Below are 21,026 nucleotides of genomic sequence, written 5' to 3' on the forward strand. Positions count from 1 at the left end.
GACCGCGAAATCTGCCTCATTTCCCCTTATCTCGGATTTTATTACCTTTCCGAGACAAGATATTAAGGTACTTAGATCGACAGTAATTGTATAGTCACCTCTTCTTTACATTCTATCTTATTGGCCAAGTAAGGCCTTAATTTTTTCTGTAATTCTAGTGCAATACACTCCAAGTATTTAGCCTCTTCCTCCCTCTTAGGCTTACCTATCTGATAATAGTAATCGAACTGTTTAGCTTGTAGAGGGGGTTTGAACCTAGCTAAGTCCTGCTTCCACGGAGTAACATATATGACCCTATCGATAGTCCTCAATATTACGATTACGTCTCTCCAGTATATATAAGGAAATTTCAGTTCTTTCATCTTATGCCATTCCATTTCAGCTCCTATAATCATTCAGCTAACCTCTTCTCTAACTTTTTAAGCGTGTAGACACTGTAAAATGCACCTACACTGAGCCCTATTACCAGCACGGAGACTACGTCTATAAACGGTTTTATTGTAAGGGCATAAGGTGAATTACCGGCCCTGAGGTTATTTAATACCACGTATAAGACCGCCGAAAGGATCGTAAGCCCCATGACCCCTAGGGAGAAATTAAAGAGCCGGGTTATCATTATCTCCGTTGATATAATCATCGCAACGTCAAATATCGCAGCAAATATCAAGAATGAAGCCGTAATAAAGTTCAGGCCGTCGTATGGGATTACTATGTGGTGTAGTTGAGAATACGACTCCGATAACGTGAACGAAATCCCTCCGAATATGAGGATAGATAGAAATACTATGAAAAAAGAATCTAGAGCATACAAGATTAAAGAGACATTTCTCATCACGGCAATTTTAGATTCAATCTCACTCATTTGAAATCATCATGATTAAGTTTGTCAAAACATCTATTTAAGTATAGCTTTGTATATTGTGCTAAAAATGATAATTTTGATAAAATTTTATTTCTTCAGGGTTCATAGTAAAATAATTTCATTTGAACTCGTATATTATTTTTAATTTATAAAAAAGACACGAATTATTGTTTATAAATAGTATTTCTGAAAAAAACAAAATTTTCAATATACACTGTAGCAACCATTTACGTTAATTGTTAAAAATTTTTCACTCTGCACCCGATTTCATTTAACCTTCCCTTTATAACGAGGTCATAAGCTAACCTACTTAACATGTCCGCTTCCTTGTTTAGCTCTCTGGGAACCCACTCTATTTTAGCCCCCAGCTCGTTTTTGAGCTCCAAGGCTTTTCTGTACAACGGGACTATTCTTGGGGCCTTCACTTTATATTCCCCGTTCAGTTGTTTTACGACGAGCTGTGAGTCACCCCTAATTGTAGGGTTGAGCAGTCTCCTGTCCTGCATTTCTTCCATCAGACAGATCAACCCCATATACTCTGCTACATTATTGGTAGAGTCTTTAGAGTAGGGTTTAGCAGCTAAGCCATAGCCTTCTATCTTTTCGCCGTTATCCAAGATTATTAAATACCCGAAGGTAGCTATTCCGCCAGGGTTTTTAGGTTCGCAGAGACCGTCAAAATACCCCAGTACCATTAGCTGATCAGGGCTCCTCCAATCATAAATATTATTATAGCAAGAAAGGCCTTACTACTAGAAATATATTTCCTTTTTCTAATGCATATGCAGTGTTAAAGTAATCAATATATGCAAAATAATTGTTCTATCCTTTTAAAAAGTTCTATTTTAAATCCACCTTATAAGTCAAAAATATTCATTGAGTTCATGGAAAATTATTTTATACTAGTTTAAGATAACTCAAACAATGGTAAGAATAAATAGAAGAAAGTTCATTATAACATCATCGATAGCTGCCGGTGCTCTGATCTCGACACCTTTTATTATTAAAGAGATAGAGACGCCTAATAATACACCTACGAATAATATAGTGAAAACTCAAAACTCTATTTTTTCCCCTAGCTCATCGTCAGCCAGTCCTTCATCAACTTCTTCATCCTCCTCGAACGAGTCTCTCCCTATACCCCCTTACGAAGCCATAGTCTACGGTACCCCTAATTCAGGGTACAAGGTCATAACGTCTTCAGGTGTAATATTCAACGGGAGCTGTAGTGACGGTAGCGGGACTTGCGGGATATTTGAGGCGATTAATTACTTAAAACAAAACTCCGGTGGTTTCGGTGCGGTCAGGCTACTAGGCCAGTTCTACCCTGTGAACAGCCCCACGGTAAATACACAAGGTATTACAATAATGGGAGATAACGCCCAAATATTCATTAACCCTGCGTCTGCCCCGGCATTTATACAGCTCTTACCACAAATGGAAAACGTCAAAGTGTTATGGTATTCTAACTTAGGAGTAGTAAATACTATCCTAAACTATAGGCCGTCGTTCTCCCTTCAGCCTTACGTCCTCTTTACTAGCACAAGTCAAGCCCTCTTTTTCGAGAACGGTGACTTATCCTTAGGCTCTCCCTCACAGTTTACTATCTCTTTCTGGGCTTACGCTAATTCAGGCGGTTATGCCGGTACTCTCTTATCTTACGGTAGTACACAAAAAGGGGCAGCTTGGGTCATAAAGAGCTACCAAAATAATGTCTACTTTTTAGGGAGTTCAGGGAGTATAAGCGGTTCGGCAGTCCAAAATAAAGAGTACCATATAGCAGTGACATATGACAACGGTAACGCTACACTATATATAAACGGTAATGAAGTAGCCTCCGGTACTGTGACGATAAACTACCCGTCATTAGCCTACTTATGGCTGTGGAACTTCCCCATATATTCTCAACAAGGAGGACCCAACCCTCCTTCATGGTATGGGTACATAGAGAACGTGCAGTTTTACAACGAGGTGCTATCCCATTCTCAAATAACTGCACTAGCTTCGTCTCCTACCCAAGACCCGGTGTCAACTTCGGTAAGTTTCTGGGCACTTTACCGCTACTTGATGTTTATAGGTGACCTAATTTCAGGTAAGGGGTTCCAGAGGATGGGTGCCCTACTGTTAAGCGGTGTCTTCTAAAATGATCGTAATTTCAGATCATATGGACCCTGATGTAGACTTTTATGTACCCCCTGGGACTGACGCTACTGAAGCTTTTCAGGAAGCATATGAATTATCGAAAGTTTACGGTGTAGTGCATATAGTAGTCAGAGGGAGGGTCTATATCTTTGCCCAGCAAGGAGTAGTCCCCCTATACCTATCACAGTCCCTTCACCACGTCATTGAGGGTGACGGGTTAGCGGAGATAGTCTACGTAAACCCAAATAATGTACCTGCAAACGAGGTAAAGCCGGTAATCGCAGCAGGTTCAGACACTACCGTTGAAATGCACTACGCAAGTCAAAACCAAGCGTCTGTCTTCCCTCAGATAGTGGACTATTCGACGTGGGGATGGGTCTTCGCTATGAAGAACTTAAGGATCGTTAACCTAACCCCGCAGAGGTGGTTTATGATTACCGGTTTCCCCTACCACATGCATTCGACAATGTTCTATTTCGATACTGTGGAATTTTTCACTGGGGTCTGGTTAAACCAGACCGCTATGGTGGTACTCTACAACTGTTATGTTAATAATGCAGAGATCTTATTTGATACTCAGTCCAGAGAACTAATGGCAATAGGTTGCAGGTTTGACAGAAACGCTGTGTTGGCCATGTCGCCAAGGGGTTGGACTGTAGTAGGGTGCGTTTTTGTCGGGACTAATGTGACGGTCTTAAACCCCGGAACAGACGGAAATGACGGTAGCGTCATCGGGTGCATATTCGACGGTACTACGATCGTGACCCAAGGTGCTACGAGGTTAAGGATTGTAGGCTCGACTTTCGAAAACCTCACAGTACCGAGCCAGGGGAGCATAATCCTCACCCTCGCTACTAGCTACCTAATAGTAGGGTGTAGCTTTAACAACTATAATGTGACTATGCAATACTTGAAACTAGGTAATAGTATCACTGTAGCGTTTAATACTTTCAACTCATCAGACTTAGTAATGCTGGTAGAAGACGGCCAGAACATCAACGTAATAAACATAATAGGTAATATGTTTAATAACAGCCCGATTTTCATTTCGGGAAGTAGCACTTCAGGCAAAGTGGAACTGACAGGGAAGGTCGACGTCATTTACGTATCATTTAACACGTTCATTATGAATGATCAATCTAACTGGGATTTAGGTAACGGTTATGTTATCAATGGTATCTCCCCAATAAACGTAGGTATAACAGTCAATTACGTATACGTAGTGATGAACAACTTCTTAGGGAGTACGAAGTCGTCCTTCTCTTTGCAGAAGGTTAACCAGAACGTAGGGCTAATTGAAGGACTGTACTTCTACTATAACGTGAACCTAGGCGAGATCACGGTACCTTCTGGACAAAGCGTAGTAAATCAAATGAATTTTTGATGTAGACTAAGAGGCATTAGCCCAGCGTAAAAAAAGTCAAGATCCTATTTGAAAAATTATTTTTCCCATCTATCACTAGTTATTACTGGGGAAATTACCTTTATCTATGGTTATCAACGTTTTCCTCTTTGTTATAAAGTTTTAAGTAAATTTAGACTATATACTGTCTACCTTATAGGAATGTGCACAGATCTTTGGAAAACCCCTGCAATACGTATTACGTAAGACGCAATGATGGGTTTTTGATAAAGTTAGTCAGTGTCGTAACTGAGCTGTGAAGTCTCTTTTACCCTTGAAGCATGTTAAGTCCTTATTCTAAGCTGATACTCTATAGAGAGAGGATCCTTCGACCTATAATTTGCATTTTAATAGCGAAAGTACGAAGTAGGTCGGATTTCAGAAATAGCGGAGACTACGACGAACCGGAGTAGGGAACCCAACATCTGGATAAACTGGTTAGAGCCTTTCTCCAATCTAGTCTTAATTGTGTTAGTTGGAGCCTTTAATGATCTCAACGTGTGTGTCTAATAAATAACTTAGATAGACTTCATTACAGAACACCCTTGCAAACCTTGCTGGAGTCCACCCTAAAGTCCCCCCAAAGTCTTCCCTAATCCTATACCGTATGAACTCCTTCTTCCTTGTCGATAGAGAGAGCCAAACGTCTTCGTGTGAATTTATAAATATGGGGTCTAACACGTTCCCCCTCTCCGCGACCCACCTAGGGATAATAAAGAAACTACCTACATTGTAGAACGAGGCGACCTCCTCTCCTATGATCTTCTTTAGGGGGCCTCTTAGTGGCCCCATCTGTGACTCCATCATCGCTAAATACGGTGTGTTAAACCTCTTCCAAAACCTGGCATAAGCCTCCCCCTGCACAGTTATTATGGGGTTCCTCGTTATCTTCCCGAACTTCACTATCATCTCCGGGAAATACTCAGCTATCTTAAATAAGTACATCTTATAAGAGTGGTACTTCCCCCTATCAGCATAGACTAACTCTACGTCACTGCCCCCTAAAGTCGACAGTTCGTCCACCAATACCTTACTTTGGTCTACCTTATAGACGTCGTCATTAGACACCACTATCCATGAAGGGGAGAAGTTCTCTAAAGCATACCTTACCCCGGCGTTTACGCTCCTCGCATAATTGAAGAACTTTCCCCCTGATATTACAAATACTACCTTCAGGCCTTCAAAAACTGTTAGAACCCTCTTCTGGTACTCCTCATTTATGCTCGGGATAACCACTACTACTTCCCCGTCCCCCGTCTCACTCTCCTTAATCTTAATCTCAGCTGTAGGCCTTTCTCTCATCCAGCTTATCAGTCCTTCTCTGTTCTCAAACTGTTCGTAAAAGTCCAGCACTTCTCTCGGGTCGTTACTGTAGAACTTAGATTCATCTACCACTCCTTACCACGCTCCTCGTAAATAACCTATAGAACAGCGCGTAATATATGAACATCGAAAGTGAGTAAAGGAAGTCTTCCACGGGAATAGTAGTAACACTTACTCCTACCGTTGCACCTTTACCGTAAATTACGATAGGTAGTGAGGTCAGGAAATAGTCAAAGACCAGGAAAGGTGCGTAAGTTGTCAGGACGAATAACCAAAAAGATAAGGAATTAAGCATCTCAGGGTCAATAAAGGACGAGATGATAAAAGACGCGCCGAGGTATATCAACACCACAAAAGTATAACTGTGGCTAATGAACAATAAGCTGGACGCGAGTATTATACTGCCTAACGCGGTAAATACTTCCTTCTTGATGTGTAACTTAGCCTTTACTTTTACGTCATAGACCTCGTAGAACACGAGGGAGCTGAAGGGCACTACAAAAAAGAACTCCACCTCCTCTACGGGTAAGTCGATTACCCTAAAGGGCAAAACATATTCAGGGTTGAAGTTCCACGTACCTACCTTGACTGCGATAAAGTCCCATATAAGGAAGAGTAGTGCCGTAAGACCTATCGCAGGTAATATAGCCCTGTAATTCCTGAGCCTCCTCGTCCACGGTATAATCGTAAAGACTATACCGGGGAGGAGTATCATCAGGTCTATTTCCTGATAAGCAAGATGTTTGAGAAATATCTCCATACCGGTACACCGAGTGCGTTTTCTATAGCCCTCGCGATTATTTTGTTTTTCCTAGGCTTAACCTTGGTGGAGTAAACTACTAAGGGTGATTTATATATGACCTTAGCCGTCCACTTGTACATGTCATTGGCAGTCTTTATGGGGATTAGGTAACGGTAAGGAATGAACTTATACCCTTTCTCACCTTCTTTGACCCAGTCGAAATATAACTCTATCACGTACCTCATCATCCTTTCGAACTCCTCAGTGTGTCCAATAACTTCCTCCTCCTTCAGTGAGGACAGACCGAACTTTTCGAGGACCTCGGACGGGATGTACTGTCTATTTAAGCTCAGGTCTTCTTTCACGTCCCTGATGAAATTCACAAACTGCATGCTCCTCCCTAGCATTTTCGCATATGGTTCTGCCTCACTGTCCAAGCCCAGTATCCTGCTCATCATTAGGCCTATAACTTCAGCGGACCCATACATGTACTCTTCCAGCTCATTTAGTGTCGTGTACTTCTTTTTATAAATGTCCATTTCCATAGACCTCAGAAAACTGTCAGCCCAAGACTCATCAAACCGTTTTTCTTTCTCCAATTTAACGAAGTTATCAATTACGACGTCTTGGGATCCTCCCTTTTTCCTCGCCTTGTAGAACTCTTCAACGAATTCATAGAACTCCTCTACTTCTTGGGGTACGGAGTCCACATAGTTATCAGCGACCCTTACAAAAGCGTATAGTCTAGTTACGTCCCTCCTCACTTTAGGCGGGAAGAAGATACTACTGTTAAAATACGTAGTACTCCCCTTTTTGAATATCTCCAACAGTTTTGAGTCAACATAAAGGTGATCGTTTTCATTTTTCAAAATATTAAGCACCAGCTTAAACTCTGTTAAAGAAGTTAAGATTATTTGTAACAAGTATTAGAACACATTCTTATTTCCTATCTCTGGAAAGTATCAAATATGGATTTCCTAATTTACCTAGCAATAGCACTTATCACGTTCGTAGGAATGGAATTCGTAGCGAGGCTTATGCATAAATACTTGATGCACGGCTTACTTTGGAGTATACACAAAGACCACCATTACCCAACTTCTTCAAGTTTTCAGAAGAACGACCTATTCGGTTTACTGTTCGCTGGGATATCCGTCTACCTGATGTTGCTCTGGATAACTAGCGGGAACCTGATACCCTTGTCCGTAGCATTAGGGATGACCGGTTACGGTATAGCTTACTTTACTATCCACGACATGGTCATACACAACCGCCATTTAAGGCTGAGGAAAAAGGCCATGAGTAACCCGGTTCTGAGGACTTTAATAGAAGTCCATGACGTCCACCACAGGGAGGGAAAAGGCAACTGGGGGTTCTTATTGGTCATCCCGGGTATTGACAAAATCCCTAGGAAGGAAAGCACTACACACTAACGTCTCCTTGCCTTGCAACAGTGAGAGGTGTGAAAGCTAAATGAAAGCGGTCGTGATAGGGGGAGGTTTTTCAGGTCTGGCTACTGCCTCTCTTTTATCTAGGCAAGGAATTGAAGTGACTTTAGTGGAAAAGAATAACACTCTCGGAGGGAGGGCTAGGGTCTTAGAGGAAAAAGGGTATAAGTTCGATATGGGACCTTCTTGGTACTTAATGCCTGAAGTATTCGACTGCCTATTTTCTTCAATCGGAAAGAGACGGCCTTACGAGTTGGTCAAGCTCTCCCCTTCTTTTAAACTCACGATAGACTGGAAGAAGGACATAGTCATATACCCAGACATGAGTGATAATAAGGAGGAATTAAACAAGCTTGAGGAGAACGGTTTCGAGAAGATGGAAAGGTACTTAGAGTACACGCGATTTATGTACGAGACCGCAATGAAGAAGTTCTTATACCGCGAATACAGTGCACCGGGAGACCTCTTTACCAGGGAAGTAATGGGAGAGGCGGTGAAATTAGGCCTTTTCAGCAGTTTAGAGAGTTTTAATAAAAGGTTCTTTAAGTCGGAAGATATGTTAAAGCTCACGGGTTTCGCTTCGGTGTTCTTAGGAGGCTCCCCGGACGTCATACCCGGGCTTTATGCCTTAGTTAACTACCCGATATTCGGTCAAGGTGTGTTTTACCCCAAAGGGGGGTTCGGGAAAATTGTAGAGGGGTTGGTAGGTGACTATGACGTCAGGTTAGGAGAGGAAGTGGTAAAGGCTAAGGTAAAAGACCGCAAAGTCTACGCCCTCAAGACGAACAAGGGAGAAGTAGACGGTGACCTCTTCGTGTTTTCAGGCGATTATAGATGGTTAGACCAAAACGTCTTACCCGTAGGTTATTCTAACTACGACGAGGGGTACTGGGACACGAGGGTCTATGCTCCTTCTGCAGTTTTGGCATTTGTAGGTATAAGGGATAGTATAGACGAGCCCCACCACCACATAGTCATCAGGGGTGACTGGAAAAAACACTTCTCCGCTATTTTCAACAACTCCCCGTTACCTGAAGGACTTTCATATTACGTGAGTATAAGGAGTAAGAGCGAACAAGGCTTAGCCCCTGAGGGCGGTGATTCCCTATTCTTCCTCATACCCCTTCCCCCCGGGTTTAATGGGGACTCAGAGTCTATAGCTAAAAAGGTCGTTTTTGAATACTTAGAGAAACACGGGATAAGAGAAGTAGACTATATCAGGTTTTTCACCCCGCGTGAGTTCAGGCTCGACTATAACGCGACCTTAGGGACAGCGTTTGGGTTAGCCCATACCTTGTCGCAGACGGCACTGTTCAGGCCTTCAATGAGGAACAGGAGGCTGTCTAACCTATTATATACGGGCCAGTATACCCACCCCGGTATCGGTGTACCTATGGTAATTATATCTGCTCAGGTCGCCACTCAAATTGTAGTTAGCCAACTCAAAGAGTGAAGGATTAAGTGATCTTTTTTCCCAACAACTGCGCTTGTCTTTTATTTATGTTATAAAAACTTTCGAAATATCATTTCCATTAGAAGTAGGCACCCAGGTGATGACGGAACTTATAATTAAGGGTAAGTTTACAGGGTGGGTCAAAAACATTTTTGTAGTAAGTGGAATTAAACGTACATGTGAGATCAAGTTATTATAGAGCAAGTGAAAAAGAGGCTCTCTGGTCACATTATTACTACTAATCATTGTTTTTTAAAATTCTATATCTTTAAACTCATTCTTAACAAATGTTATAAATTTGTTATATGAGCTTGGTCAGGCCTTAAAGGCTAAGGTGATTAGTTTATAAATGACCGCACCTTCTGACTATGACCCCTCCACAAAGTTAAGGACGTTATGTACTGTCCTACGAGAGATTAGTCCTTGACTCTCAAGGTTTTACTAAGTATAATAGCTGACCGACTATAGGTATAGGTTAATAAATGATGATGTCCTGTTCGAAGGGAGGTATAAGGGAGTCTAAAAATTAAATTAAGACCATTATTTACGAAACTAAAATCACTAATCTACCTAAATTAACTATAACTTTAATGATAAAAAGTAGAGTAAAGCTAATATAGATATTTTCTCATAAATAAATTAATGAAGGATATTATAAGGTTTACTAAAAACCTTTCATGCAGGCTCGAATTTACTCAGAAAATTAATCTACCGACCACCGCAAAAGTTATAAAGAATAAATTTGACCAAATACAGTCTTCTTCTATATCTTCACTCGTAAGTAAGAATAAGCGGTTAAAGTTTGATTATACTTATAGTGTAGAAAGGTCAGTACTCAGGTTCTTAGGTATTAAGAGAGTTAAGAATATAATAAATCTAGGAGAACTCTCTGGGGAGCCAGACGCTATAGATTTTGATACTAAAAAAGTAATTGAGGTCAAGACCACTAGGCTAAATGTCGAATCTTATTCCTCTCCCGTAATGGAGGTCTTAATGAAAGGGAGTCTACAAGTGCTTATGTACTCGGCCCTCGTAGTACTGAAAGGGGTCTTAAACTACGCTATACCTTCTCTAGTCATAGCTCATTTCAGCTTGGTAGACGATAGGCGTGCTGTAGTCACTAGGATATTTGAGTTTAGACCTATGTATTATGAAGTTGACGTGATCACGAAGGACCTAGCCGAAAAAATAGCTAATGAATATTTTAAAAAATCGAGTAGTATTTTATGACAAAATGAGCGACAAGTTTGCCCTTTAGCGAGAGGCACTTCACGGTAATACGTGTTATAGACTTTGTTTTTAATTATAGGAAGAAGCCAGGTTTAACTCCCCTTATTTAATGTAAACGGTTTATTAAAACATGAAAATTAATACGAAAGTTGTGAGAATTATCTTATGAAAGTAAAAATCGGAGACCAAGCACCGGATTTTGAAGTGGTCACAGACGAGGGTACCAAAATTAAGTTATCAGACTTTAGGGGTAAATTTGTGGTACTATACTTTTACCCTAAGGACGACACTCCGGGGTGTAGAGTAGAAGCTATGTCATTCAGGGACAATTTTAAAGACCTAGAGAAACTTAACGCTGTGGTTATAGGAGTAAGCGGAGACTCTGTAGAGTCACATAAAAAGTTTAAACAGAAATATTCGTTACCTTTTATCCTCGTGTCAGATGAAGACGGTAGAATAAGGGAACTTTACGGTGCCAAAGGCTTGCTCGTCCCACCTAGGGTAACATTTGTAATAGATAAGGAAGGGAGGATAATCCATATCTATTCTTCTCAGCTCAGCCCGTCATCACACGTTACAGAAGCCCTCAAAGTAATAAAGGGTGAGTCTGAGAAAACGAGTAACTAAACTGTTAAAGGATACGGAATTAAATTTCTTAGTCTCCTAAATTATTCTTGATAGGAATAGAGAGTTTGGCCTGAAATAAAATATAGACAAGAAAATTATAAACATGTAGTTATTAACGATTTATCAGGATAAGAAGTGCGTACTAAAAAACAATAATCTTATACTACTCTTAATATGAATCGTATCTCAATTCTTTGTATTATCTTATCTGAAATCTACATCTTAATGTTCTTACTAAATTATACTTAGTCAGATCTCGAAAGTAGAGATAGATATACCACGTCAAAAAACTTATCCAGTAACCGTATAAAGCAGCCTTGTGCCAATATTTACCTTTAGAGTGTGAATAAGCATTGATAATTGATATTACGGATTTCCAGTCAGGGCTTAATGCTCTTAAGCACTTGTGTCATTATATTTATTGAAAAATCGTATCTACTAAGTATTACCAAGAATACTTATGTTCTTACTTATACTTCCTTATTTTATGTAACACCGATCATAGTCTAAAGTAGAGCAAAATCTCTAAAATCGCTCTTTATACTAGAGATGTTACGTTAAGCTTTAAAGCCACTTATTTTTTGATTTGGATACTGATAACCAAGTCGTCTTCTCACACCCTTTATCTTTTTATCTATGCATATTCTCGTGATTTTAATGAAACATCATTTCTAAACTATCACAATAATCTAGTCATTGGGAAAAACTTTCATCATTATTGTTATAAACATACGTGTAAGAAACGATACCGTAGAGCCCTTGAAGTATCAGAAGGAGAGGCCATCATGCCTACTACTAACTTTATAGGCTGAAGTCCTTTTTCCATGTTGCTTTTTTATCTTCGTTTATTTTGCATTCCTATGGAGAAAATGACCCCTCATGCCGGCGTGAGTTATGCCCGAAGGTGTGGAATTTACGGAAGCGCGAGCCACGCGCAGTTGGCTCAAAGGAGTCCCGTGACCCACCTACCAATAGGTGCTCGAATGCTAAGTCCCTATATTCAATAATAATTGAAATGAAAGCGGAAAAGGGGTCGAGGTCTACAGCTTAGGGTGCTGAAGAGGTCAGAGTATGAAAGTAGTAAGTTTGAAGCTATATTACACTTTGTAACGTGTCAAATAGCAAAGGTTTTTCTCGTTAACATACAAGACAGTTTTAAAGGTATCTTGCCCTTTAGGCTGTGGCTGGTATAAGCAGTTTTCAGGATAACGGGCCCTTTATCCTCTGAAGGTTAGTTTTTTGTGTCCGTCCCTTGGTTATAATATTGTTTTTACTTCTTTTAAATTATTCTTATTAAAAATAAAGAATAATTCTATATAAAAATTTTACTATAGAAATATTACACCCTCTTTAAAATTAGGCTAAACAATTTATCATGATAATCATGATAAATTAAAAGTATGTAAGTTATGATTATATTGAAATTAAAAAGAGTTTTGCAAAAATCTTATATAAATGGTAGATATAAGATAAAGTGAACAAAAATGAGCGAGGCAAAACTCGATAGGTTGATGAAAATAAAGGGAACGATAGCAGCTGGTCATTTTTCAGCAGACGGAAAACTACTGGGGTACAAAGGTGACATACCCAAAGAAATAGCGGAACTGGTAGCTAAGATGTGTGCGGCGAATACAATGATGGGCAGTATGGAAGCCGAAGGGTTTACCATGTTGACCAAGATGAAATGGACACCGTTCCACGGGTGGGCTGTAGCTGCAGGTGACTACGCAGTATGCGTGATGGGGCACTACGGGATATTCGTGAAACTAGATGAAGCCGACTTCAACCTAATATTCAAAGAGTTAGGAGAAGTAGCTAGAGAGTGAAAACCGGGAAAGCAATTAGTTTTTTTTATATTTGATTTTATACTTTGTTAAGGACTAAAGGGTAAGGCGTATTCTCTTGTTTAGTGAATTTTTACCCCTACACTAACGGCATTGTTGCCCTTTATTAACTGCCGGGTATAATAAGTGAGGTATCGAATAGCCTCTTTTTTTTCGATGCCTTGGAACTGCAATAAACCTTTAACTGCTTTTTCTACACGTTGCTGAGGAAGAAAGCATGAGTTCGTAATATCCTCCAGAGTTTGCAAAACGGGCTTCTTCCAGGTCCCTCTCAGCTTGCTTTAACCAATCCTCTACTCTCTTCGCTAGACATAGTATAATTAACATGTTTTAGGTGTTAACGGGTTTTGGAAGAGTTCGTACTAAAAATTTACATTATATTTCTTTTTTATAATAATTTGAATTAGCTATCTTATAACAACTTTAGCCCTTTATTAAATGAGGTTTTATTATACTCTTTGCTAGTCTAATCCTTCTCAAGTCAGTCATATCACCATCTGTCCGGAGATTATCGGTTCTGTCTTCAGCAAGCATATATAATTATGTAATCACATAATTTCACGTGAAATCAACAATAAGTGTGAGCGAAGAGGTCAAAGAACTGCTTGAAAGGAAGAAAAAAGAAATGGAGGTCAAGTTAGGTAAACCTTTAACCTGGGATGAATTTTTCCAAGAAGTACTTAAGGGAGAGAACGTACCTACGTTAACTGAGGAGGTGGAGACGCTGAAAAGGCTGGTACTAGAGGACAGGGAGAATTGGAAAGTAAGAGAGTTTGCTTAGACTCTGACATACTTATCGGCTCTTTTAAAGGAGACCCTAGAGGGGCCATAGGTTATTATACTACATGTGTCAACCTTTGTGAGTACTTAAGGGGGATGGGGTTTATAGGGAAAAACGTAGATGGGTTTAAGGTCTGGATTGAGGCCAACCTTACCGTACTGTGTATACACAATAGTCCTTTAAAAATAGCCTCAAGGGTTTATACAGACCTAAGACAAAAAAATTAGTAGAAGACCCAGACCTACTCATAGCTTCCATATGCATAGCAAATAACCTAGCTTTAAGGACTAACAACAAGAAACATTTTAGAAGATTGGAAGAATATGGGCTAAGGCTCATCTGATTTTCTCATGGCCTTAAACCTTGAACCCAGTGCACCTTTCGAGCCCTAGAATTAGCTAGTACAACATTTAGCTATCTTTGATACCATTTTGTGCATTAAGAGTAGCTTTATAGTCCAACTAGCCCTATAATTAATTATATTTGTACATTTATATATTAAATAAAATAAAAAAACAAATTATATTAAATTGACATGTTATCTGTGAAATACTGTAACCCTTCTCTCCTGAGTACTTTATAAATTATCCCGAGTTGCACTTCATCAGTACCTTCTCCTATCCTGGTCAGCCTTACGTCCCTATAAGCCCTCTCGGACTTGCTCCCTTTTGCATAGCCTAACCCTCCCATTATCTGCACAGCTCTATCCACTACCTCAGTCGCTACCTTGGTCGACACATACTTTAAAACTGCGATCCTGCCCTCGTCTTTAAACACGTCCTCGGCCTTAACGAAGGACTTTAACATCGTATTTAACGACGAGAGCTTCGCTACCGCATCTGCGATATACCACTGTATCCCCTGCTTGTCCGCCAGTTTACTACCGAAGAGCTCCCTCTCTTGGGCCCAGCTTATCGCCTCTTCCACAGCCCCTTCGGCTAGACCTATCGCAATGGCAGAAATCGCGACCCTCCCGACTAAGAGCGCGTACTTTACCACCTCCCACCCCCCGTCTACACCTCCAATAACGCTCTTGGCTTCGCACCCGTTAAATTCTACTTCTGCAGTACCCGTCCCCCTATTACCCATGACCTCTATTTTATCCACCTTAGTACAAGGCCCTCTCTCCACTAAAAACGTAGTTATCGACTTCAGTCCTTTATCACCTGTTTTAGCGGCGACAATAAACACGTCAGCATATAGTCCTTGCGTAGTCCACATCTTCTTCCCCTTTATTACCCACCTCCCGTTCTGTCTCTCAGCCCTCGTCCTTATTGAAGCGACGTCACTCCCTCCCTGAGGTTCACTGAGGGCAAAACCTCCGATCAGTTCCCCCTTAGAGAGCTTTTCGACAATTTCCTTTTCGTCCCCGTACACCCTGAGAGGTTCGGTAACCAATTCTCCCTGAGCGTCTTGGATTAAGGCGACAGAACCGCTGGATTTGGAGACCTCTTTTAAAATTAAGCTAGTCTCAAGTAAGTTGAGGCCCTCCGCCATCGGGGCCAGGAACCCCATTTCTCCCATTTTCCTCACCAGTTCTCGGGGGTACCAGTCCTCTCTGTCGACCTTAACAGCTACCGGTTCAACATACCTTTTTACGAATTCCCTTACGGAGGACAACAAAAGTTCACTCATAAATTAAAATTAGAATTAATTATTAATAAATAAATGTTCAAAGTAAACTATATATTGTAATTAACGTAATATAATTTTATGGAAGCCAAGTTTTACGGGCTAGAAAAAGTGATAAGGGAATGGGAGGAAGCGAAAAGAGACCCGGAGAAGTTCTGGGCTGATAAGTCCAAAGTCCTCACTTGGTTCAGGAGACCGGATAAAATAATTGAAGGACAGCCCCCGTTCGAGAAATGGTTCGTAAATGGTTTTCTTAATATTTCTTATAACGCTGTAGACCGTCACTTACCCGATAAAGCAGAAAAAGTAGCTTTTTACTGGGTTAACGAGAGGCTGGAAAGTAAGGCGATATCTTATAGGGACCTATACTGTGAGGTAAACAGAGCTGCCTATGTCCTCAGGGAACTCGGAGTCAAAAGAGGAGATTCGGTATCATTACTCATGCCCAGTATCCCCGAGGCATTGTACTTCTCCCTGGCTGCCCATAGGCTCGGGGCGACTCTCGTGATCCATTATGTAGGCCTGAGTGCTGAGACATTAAGTTATAGGCTGAACGACTGTGATTCAAAGGTCATGGTCGTCGCAAGTAAGGGCTTCAGAAACGGTAACGAGATCAGGATAAAGGACTTTGTAGACAAACTCCTTAATGAGTATAAAACTCCAGTTGAAAAACTGCTGGTAGTTAAGAGGGGGTATGATGACTTTAACGTCAACAGCAGGGACGTAATATATGAGGAGGTAAAACCGAGGGGCAGAGTGGAAGTAGACCCGGTAGCTGTAGAGTCCAACGAGACAGCTACGATATACTATACCTCGGGGACTACCGGGAGGCCTAAGGGCCTGACCCACTCAAATGGCGGGTACTTGGTAGCGTTAAACACGGCATTTAAGTCTATCTTCAGCCCTAAAGGAGATGACGTCTGGTGGACTATATCGGAACTGGGGTGGCCTGTCTGGCCCATGGCTAACGTATACGTAATTCCTGTACTCGGTTTAACGGGGGTGCTATTTGAGGGGTTTGTAGGGTATAAATCCGACCTCTTCTCGAGGATAATTGAGAGGTTCGGGGTCTCCTTGGTCTGGTCTTCGACCACGACCTTGTACACGCTCAAAAGCCTCGGTGAGGAGTCCGTAAAGTCAGGGGACCTCTCATCACTTAGGATGATATTGAACACGGGAGAGCCCCTGAACGTGGGGGCGTGGAAGTGGTTAAGGGAGCACTTACCTGCCGTCTATATCGCCGACGCGTATTGGATGACGGAACACCTCTACCCGGTCGCCGCCACCCCGTTCGGGATAGCGGAAATACCGTACAAGCCTGGGTCTGCAGGCTCAAAGTTCCCCGGGTCAGAGTTTATAGTAGTCGACGATGAAGGGAGACCTTTACCCCCAAAGAGTAAGGGTTACATTGTACTGAGGCCTAACAACCCGGCGTTAGCTAAGATGCATAAAGACCTGAACGGGGAGAAGATGGTCAAGACGTATTGGTCCAGGTTTCAGGGCTACTTTTACACCGGAGATTACGGCTATGTAGATGAGGACGGCTACTTGTACGTCTTAGGTAGAGCTGACGACGTCATAAGTTCCGGTGAAAGGATCGGTACAATGGAAGTGGAGAGTGTAGTCGTAACTCACCCTGCAGTCGCTGAAGCTGCTGCCGTAGGGTATAAAAAGGAGGGCGGAGAGGGGATTTTAGTAGTCGTCGTACCCAAAAAAGGAGTATCGGAAAGCCACCAACTTGAAAACGAGATAAAAGAGTACCTAAGGAACAGCGGGTACATAATTGACAGAGTCGTGTTCGTGAGGAGGTTACCTAAGACTAAGAGCGGTAAGATAATGAGGAGGCTATTAAGGGCGTTGGCGAGAGGAGAGGAAATAGGGGACGTATCAACTCTCGATGACCCTTCAGTACTTGAGGAGTTGAGGAAGGTATTAGCGCAATAGACTTTCACTTTCACGCCCCGGTTAAAGAATTCCTTAACTACTTGGGTGAGTATGCGGAGCCCGCCCTGAGGTACTTTAACGCTAAGGTAGAGGTTAAAGACCTCAGGCAGACCTTAGACGAAATGGAGACTATAGGTATTAAAAGGGTAGTCATACTGCCTATAGACTCTACGACATTTCTCGGGAGGGGGATCCCTAACCGGCTTATAGGTGAGATCAGGGACCCGAGGGTGGTCAAGTTCGTCTCGGTAGACCCACTTAAGCAGAGTGCCCAAGAAGAACTGGAAAAAGCTATAAAGGAAATAGAGCCCCAAGGAGTGAAATTTCACCCCCAGCTGCAGGGTTTCCACCCCTTAGACGAAAGGGCTATGAAGCTGTACGAGGTGGTAGAGAGGCACGGTCTAATAGCTGTTTTCCATACCGGGACTTCGGGGATAGGGGCCGGAGTGAGGTCGGGTATAAGGTTGGACTACGGGAGGCCTATTTATTTTGACGAAATAGCCGTAAGGTTCCCCGAGTTAAAGATAGTCTTGGCCCATTTCGGGTGGCCGTGGACTGAAGAAGCGTTAGCGATAGCTTTACATAAACCTAATGTCTACGTGGATCTGTCAGGTTGGGCACCGAAGTACATACCTAGAGCTGTCTGGGATAACGCTAAGAGGCTCTCCGAGAAATTACTCTTCGGTTCAGACTTTCCTTTAGTAAGCCCTCAGAGGTGGCTTAAAGAATTTGAGGCTATACCCTTAGACGGGGACATAAAGAGGAAGATAATGAAGGGTAACGCAGAAAAGCTATTACGGTAGTTATTCGGGAGGGATTTCCTTATACACTTCCTTTAGTTCTATCCCCTGTCTTTTCCTGACCTTCTGTGCGACAAAATAAACTGTAGACCCTACAATCGGCGGTATCATTATCGTGACGAAGTCGAATACAGTATTTCCCTCAAATATAACACTCCCGAACGGTCTGTCTACGAGGCCGTAGACTACTGACATTATGACCACTAGTACCAAGGACATCAAGGACGCAATAGCCGTGACCATGATCCTCCTGTCCTCTCTCCCGTATTTTATTGACGCTATTGCGACGACCAAGTAGTTCCATATCACAAACCATAACCCATCGACTGCAAAACTGACAGAGTACCCCAAGTACACTTCGATATAGTTGAACAGCATTGAAAGGACTAACGTAAATGTTACCGAGTACACCGGGATCCCTCTCCTTATTTCAGCAAAAAATGAGGGGAGTACTCTATCGAAGGAAAGGGAGAAAAGCACCCTCGAAGAGGCTCCTACATTTATCATTGCATAGAGGACGTACCAGCTTAAGGACGACACCACCAAAAAGAGTACAATTAGGGGGAGGTTTAAGAACGGGTAAACACCGAAAGATAAGAGGGATGACGTGGACAGGGGTAAATCCCAGCCGTTAAGGACGTAGTTTATGTATTGGGCTTTCCCGAACAAGCGTTCTATCCCTATTACTAAGAGGAGGGCCAGTAAGGTAGCTACGGCATAAGATATCAGGTACCCTGCTAGGAAACTTTTCCTGCTCTTTTTTATCTCTCCTGCAAAGAAGGCAGGGGCGTTCGCGAAAGCAAACATTGATAATACAAACATAGAGGACAAGGAAAGGGTCTGTGCATTGAGGTTTAGGTCAGAAGCGACTGCGTGGCCTCCTGCACCGAATAGACCGCCCAGCATTATTAAGGTCCCGATAATCTGTAATACCGTGAGGTACCTAAACGTCTTTACAAAGACCTTTTCAGATATAGATAACGCAAAAATAGAGAGTATTACTACTGTCGTAACGGAGAAGAGGTAAAGCGGAGTGGAGAGGATAGAGCTAGCTACGGCAAAAAGGGCCTTGTCCCTTAACACGTACCCTAAGGACTGTAGCCCGGGTACTATCACCATAAGGACCTCAAGCATTGCCAGGACGGGGAACCCCATGGAAAAAGCCATCACCAAGGACATCCCTAAGATAGTCCCTGCGTAAGGGCCTAAAGCCCTTGAGACAAACACGTAGTCTCCTCCAGACCGCGGTATCAGGACGGTAAGGAGGTAATAGTTTAGGACTAAGGGGGTCATGAGGAGTGCACCTAGGAGTACTGATACTGTCCAGCTGGCCTCGGGGAGGAAGGCTGACACGAACAGGGGGTAGGCTACTCCAGCCGCGGGCCCTAAAAATGAGAAATTAAGTGCAAACGCGTCAAACGCGTTAAATTCCCTCACAAACCCAGACGACTCCCTGAGGAATTTCATAAGAGCAAGGATTTGCCCAGTATCTTAAAAGTTTTTCCTTGGTGCGAGCACTAGAAGCTAAGTTATTTGTGAAAAAGCATAAGGAGATAATAGAAATAAAACCGAAACACCCTAACTTTTTTGGGTCGTCCACGTCTCCCCTTTTGTTAAGTCTGTAATTACACGGTTTTGATAAGTGTCCTATGCGTAACTTAGTGGTTAAAAACTTAGTCTGAGAAGTAATTTTTATGTTAGGGCTTTTGGCAAGTCACGGGTCTCCTACTATCTTGACTGAAGAGGTGGAGTGGAAAAAAGAATTACAAAGGATAGGTAAGGAGATACGCGAGACTTATAACCCCGGTGTGGTGCTGGTCTTTTCTCCCCATTTTATTTCATGGAGTAATGAAAATTTTGTGGAGATAGGAAATAAACTTAGGTGTATCCAGGACTTTTACGGGTTCCCTGAGGAGCTATACAAGTTCTGCTATGAAGCTGAGAACGACGTGGAGTTAGCGGAAACCCTCAGTTCTTTCTTGACCCCCGACAGTAGGTGGGGCCTAGACCACGGGGCGTGGATACCCCTTTACTACATGTTCCCGGAAGGGATAAGGGTAGTAACAGTATCTATAAGTAACAAAAGCCATGAGGAACATTACCAGCTGGGGAAAAGGATAGGTGAGGTTCTTAGGGACTCCGGTAGGAGGCCTCTGGTGCTGGCGACTAGTTCTCCGACCCACAGGCTTGACCTATACTACCTTAGTGTAAGACCGAGACCTACCATGTTCGACTTAATCCTCCAAGACCTTATCGACGGGGGGAGGTTTGACGAAATAGTAAATGCTTACAAGGTCTATGCTAAGGAGTTTAAGGAAGCGATGCCAGAAGGTGAGCTAAAAACCCTTGATATGCTTTTAGGCGTAGTACAGCCCAGCAAGGGAAAGGTTATCGCTTATGATACTCCTTGGCCCGGAGTGAGTATGATGTTGGCTAGTTTTAATTCATGACTTGTTGAGGAACGCGTCTAAGAACTCCCTTTCGCTCTGGTCAAACTTAACTTGGCGGTCACCGTGGACGTATTCCCAGACCTTTACGGCAGAGCTCAGTACGACCCCTTCACCGAAGTGCCTAACTATCCCCATGAGGTGCTCGCACGAGCCTACCAGTACCCCACTCGCGTCCCCTTCATAGATCACGCCTTTAGAAGTTAGGGCGAATTGTGATACGTCATAGTGGTTCTTAATGGCAAAAAGGAAGCTTAGGGAATCAGCCACGTATCTATCACCTATTGACAGTCTCATACACCTGACTAATCCTCCGAAATCGAATGTCTGGACGGGTAACATTAATTAT

The 21,026-nt window shown here is 42.3% G+C and carries 21 protein-coding genes; 11 read left to right on the plus strand and 10 right to left on the minus strand.

The genetic code is table 11. From position 1 onward, the window contains the following. Positions 1 to 71 precede the first annotated feature (71 nt). The 3 genes from KN1_RS04610 to rnhA all read right to left on the minus strand — a co-directional run bounded on the left by KN1_RS04610 (position 72) and on the right by rnhA (position 1,557). Positions 72 to 395 (minus strand): hypothetical protein, encoded by a 324-nt coding sequence (locus KN1_RS04610; RefSeq protein ID WP_221289636.1) that lies wholly within the window; start codon positions 393 to 395, stop codon positions 72 to 74. Continuing rightward, entirely contained in the window at positions 392 to 862 is a 471-nt protein-coding gene (locus KN1_RS04615) for a hypothetical protein (protein ID WP_221289637.1), read from the minus strand. Before KN1_RS04615 ends, KN1_RS04610 begins: the two co-directional genes overlap by 4 nt. 239 nt (positions 863 to 1,101) lie before the next feature. Further along, on the minus strand, positions 1,102 to 1,557 hold the full coding sequence (gene rnhA, locus KN1_RS04620; RefSeq protein ID WP_221289638.1) for a ribonuclease HI: 456 nt from the start codon (positions 1,555 to 1,557) through the stop codon (positions 1,102 to 1,104). A gap of 229 nt (positions 1,558 to 1,786) precedes the next feature. On the opposite strand from rnhA, the gene KN1_RS04625 reads away from it, so the two are divergent. Together KN1_RS04625 and KN1_RS04630 are read left to right on the plus strand one after the other, a co-directional pair. Beyond that, on the plus strand, positions 1,787 to 3,004 hold the full coding sequence (locus KN1_RS04625) for a LamG domain-containing protein (protein WP_221289639.1): 1,218 nt from the start codon (positions 1,787 to 1,789) through the stop codon (positions 3,002 to 3,004). A 1-nt stretch (position 3,005) separates the two neighbouring features. Further along, positions 3,006 to 4,388 (plus strand): hypothetical protein, encoded by a 1,383-nt coding sequence (locus tag KN1_RS04630; RefSeq protein ID WP_225905781.1) that lies wholly within the window; start codon positions 3,006 to 3,008, stop codon positions 4,386 to 4,388. 489 nt (positions 4,389 to 4,877) lie between these two features. On the opposite strand, the gene KN1_RS04635 is transcribed toward KN1_RS04630, so the two are convergent. The 3 genes from KN1_RS04635 to KN1_RS04645 are packed head-to-tail and all read right to left on the minus strand — an operon-like array spanning position 4,878 to position 7,340. Further along, positions 4,878 to 5,801 carry a nucleoside/nucleotide kinase family protein gene (locus KN1_RS04635; RefSeq protein ID WP_221289640.1) on the minus strand — a complete coding sequence of 308 codons (924 nt, stop codon included), beginning with the start codon at positions 5,799 to 5,801 and terminating at the stop codon, positions 4,878 to 4,880. Next, entirely contained in the window at positions 5,791 to 6,489 is a 699-nt protein-coding gene (locus KN1_RS04640; RefSeq protein ID WP_221289641.1) for a lycopene cyclase domain-containing protein, read from the minus strand. The genes KN1_RS04635 and KN1_RS04640 overlap by 11 nt, the downstream gene beginning before the upstream one ends. Beyond that, complete coding sequence (locus KN1_RS04645) at positions 6,450 to 7,340, minus strand: phytoene/squalene synthase family protein (protein ID WP_221289642.1); 891 nt, start codon at positions 7,338 to 7,340, stop codon at positions 6,450 to 6,452. Before KN1_RS04645 ends, KN1_RS04640 begins: the two co-directional genes overlap by 40 nt. A 99-nt stretch (positions 7,341 to 7,439) precedes the next feature. Here KN1_RS04645 and KN1_RS04650 point away from each other — a divergent pair, with 99 nt between their 5' ends. From KN1_RS04650 to KN1_RS04670, 5 genes are all read left to right on the plus strand, one after another. Beyond that, positions 7,440 to 7,904 carry a sterol desaturase family protein gene (locus KN1_RS04650; protein ID WP_221289643.1) on the plus strand — a complete coding sequence of 155 codons (465 nt, stop codon included), beginning with the start codon at positions 7,440 to 7,442 and terminating at the stop codon, positions 7,902 to 7,904. 40 nt (positions 7,905 to 7,944) lie between these two features. Beyond that, positions 7,945 to 9,372 carry a phytoene desaturase family protein gene (locus tag KN1_RS04655; RefSeq protein WP_221289644.1) on the plus strand — a complete coding sequence of 476 codons (1,428 nt, stop codon included), beginning with the start codon at positions 7,945 to 7,947 and terminating at the stop codon, positions 9,370 to 9,372. 642 nt (positions 9,373 to 10,014) lie between these two features. Continuing rightward, positions 10,015 to 10,602, plus strand: a complete 588-nt coding sequence (locus KN1_RS04660) for a hypothetical protein (protein ID WP_221289645.1) — start codon at positions 10,015 to 10,017, stop codon at positions 10,600 to 10,602. Positions 10,603 to 10,767: 165 nt separating this feature from the next. Beyond that, positions 10,768 to 11,229 (plus strand): peroxiredoxin, encoded by a 462-nt coding sequence (locus tag KN1_RS04665; RefSeq protein WP_221289646.1) that lies wholly within the window; start codon positions 10,768 to 10,770, stop codon positions 11,227 to 11,229. A 1,484-nt stretch (positions 11,230 to 12,713) separates the two neighbouring features. Further along, complete coding sequence (locus KN1_RS04670) at positions 12,714 to 13,055, plus strand: DUF2173 family protein (RefSeq protein ID WP_221289647.1); 342 nt, start codon at positions 12,714 to 12,716, stop codon at positions 13,053 to 13,055. A gap of 198 nt (positions 13,056 to 13,253) precedes the next feature. On the opposite strand, the gene KN1_RS15085 is transcribed toward KN1_RS04670, so the two are convergent. Next, a complete protein-coding gene (locus KN1_RS15085; RefSeq protein WP_225905782.1) occupies positions 13,254 to 13,400 on the minus strand; it encodes a HEPN domain-containing protein in 147 nt (48 codons plus the stop codon). Between the two features lie 235 nt (positions 13,401 to 13,635). On the opposite strand from KN1_RS15085, the gene KN1_RS04680 reads away from it, so the two are divergent. Then, positions 13,636 to 13,854 carry a VapB-type antitoxin gene (locus tag KN1_RS04680; protein WP_221289648.1) on the plus strand — a complete coding sequence of 73 codons (219 nt, stop codon included), beginning with the start codon at positions 13,636 to 13,638 and terminating at the stop codon, positions 13,852 to 13,854. A gap of 525 nt (positions 13,855 to 14,379) precedes the next feature. On the opposite strand, the gene KN1_RS04685 is transcribed toward KN1_RS04680, so the two are convergent. Then, positions 14,380 to 15,489, minus strand: coding sequence for an acyl-CoA dehydrogenase family protein (locus tag KN1_RS04685; protein WP_221289649.1), 1,110 nt, complete (start codon positions 15,487 to 15,489; stop codon positions 14,380 to 14,382). Positions 15,490 to 15,567: 78 nt separating this feature from the next. On the opposite strand from KN1_RS04685, the gene KN1_RS04690 reads away from it, so the two are divergent. Together KN1_RS04690 and KN1_RS04695 are read left to right on the plus strand one after the other, a co-directional pair. Beyond that, positions 15,568 to 17,430, plus strand: a complete 1,863-nt coding sequence (locus tag KN1_RS04690) for an AMP-binding protein (protein ID WP_221289650.1) — start codon at positions 15,568 to 15,570, stop codon at positions 17,428 to 17,430. Beyond that, complete coding sequence (locus tag KN1_RS04695; RefSeq protein WP_221290553.1) at positions 17,427 to 18,233, plus strand: amidohydrolase family protein; 807 nt, start codon at positions 17,427 to 17,429, stop codon at positions 18,231 to 18,233. Before KN1_RS04690 ends, KN1_RS04695 begins: the two co-directional genes overlap by 4 nt. On the opposite strand, the gene KN1_RS04700 is transcribed toward KN1_RS04695, so the two are convergent. Then, the gene (locus KN1_RS04700; protein WP_221289651.1) at positions 18,234 to 19,697 is read right to left on the minus strand and encodes an amino acid permease; all 1,464 of its coding nucleotides are present in this window, start codon (positions 19,695 to 19,697) and stop codon (positions 18,234 to 18,236) included. It lies immediately after the preceding gene. Positions 19,698 to 19,924: 227 nt separating this feature from the next. Here KN1_RS04700 and KN1_RS04705 point away from each other — a divergent pair, with 227 nt between their 5' ends. Further along, positions 19,925 to 20,680 carry a DODA-type extradiol aromatic ring-opening family dioxygenase gene (locus KN1_RS04705; protein ID WP_221289652.1) on the plus strand — a complete coding sequence of 252 codons (756 nt, stop codon included), beginning with the start codon at positions 19,925 to 19,927 and terminating at the stop codon, positions 20,678 to 20,680. Here the strand turns inward: KN1_RS04705 and KN1_RS04710 are convergent. Continuing rightward, a complete protein-coding gene (locus KN1_RS04710; RefSeq protein WP_221289653.1) occupies positions 20,675 to 20,974 on the minus strand; it encodes a hypothetical protein in 300 nt (99 codons plus the stop codon). The two genes, KN1_RS04705 and KN1_RS04710, sit on opposite strands and share 6 nt — an antisense overlap. Between the last annotated feature and the right edge of the window lie 52 nt (positions 20,975 to 21,026).

Origin of the sequence: Stygiolobus caldivivus, assembly GCF_019704315.1 — an archaeon.
Taxonomy (GTDB): Archaea; Thermoproteota; Thermoprotei_A; order Sulfolobales; family Sulfolobaceae; genus Stygiolobus; species Stygiolobus caldivivus.